At 57.1% G+C, this 950-nt stretch carries 1 protein-coding gene; it reads right to left on the bottom strand.

The window, feature by feature from the left end:
* Positions 1–630 (bottom strand): hypothetical protein (locus tag ACXJ5O_RS28315; RefSeq protein ID WP_457302814.1); only part of this gene is annotated, 630 nt, incomplete at its 3' end.
* Positions 631–950: the final 320 nt, after the last annotated feature.

Here is a 950-nt window from a genome sequence, read left to right as displayed (position 1 = left end):
GGCCCATGTCATGCCCGTCGCTGCGACGATAAACAGCGGCGCTATCCAGGCTRCCAACCACAGTCCGCCTGACGCCAGCGCGGGTACTCCTTGCGCCGCCAGCGAAAGGTTGACCGCGGCGAAAAGATGCGCACAAACGCCCAGAAGGCGCGGTGGCCAAAACAGCCACTTGTCATCGCCCGAGGACGCAACGATATCGCCACGCTTTACGGCAGCGTAGAGCCCGAGCCGCGCGGTATGCCAGTTGTTGGTCGCCCAATAGATCAGTGCTAGGAATAGAAAAAAGAGCCGCCACCCATTGTCCTCGGCCATAAGACCAATGCCAAGTTCACGCCCTTGGTCGTTTGAAAACAGAAGGTAACCGGCAGCGATGACGAGGACGACGGGTCGCCACATGAAGGCGAGAGCCCACAGAAAATCGGTCGCGTGGGATACCCGCCTCAGCGCCAGCGCACACAATCCGAAAGCACCAGCCCATACACCGATGCCGAGCAGCCATGCGGTCCAACTGGTGTTATCTGGACTTAGGACCCTGGAGAAGGCCACGGAAACAAGGCCGATGATCAACATGATCCACATTGCGCGCCAGAAAAAACGTGGACCAATGCGCTGCGTCGGCTGGACTTTCATGTATCACCTCCCGCGCAATACGTGCACGCTCCGCGCGTTTCGGGATCGGCCGCAAGGTGAGACGTATTTCAGCATTAACTGTCTTACAAGCCGCAGACTGTCTAGAAGCGACATTGTGCCTGCGGCAGTCTCCATCCGTCGCAGCTCAGGATAGCCATAAGCAAAAACCGCACAACTCTTCAACAAATCAGCAGCTTCTGCACGCATGCTGCGGGTTAGCGTCGATCTCTGGATAAATGGCTGCTGAGTTTCCATCTTCGCCCCGTCGAAATGAAACTATTTCTTCCCCACAACCAAAAAAACTATGCGCCTCGCCCCAG

Source organism: Phyllobacterium sp. P5_D12 (genome assembly GCF_054049495.1).
Note: the sequence above shows the minus strand (reverse complement) of the source record. Positions and strands in the feature narration are given on the sequence as shown.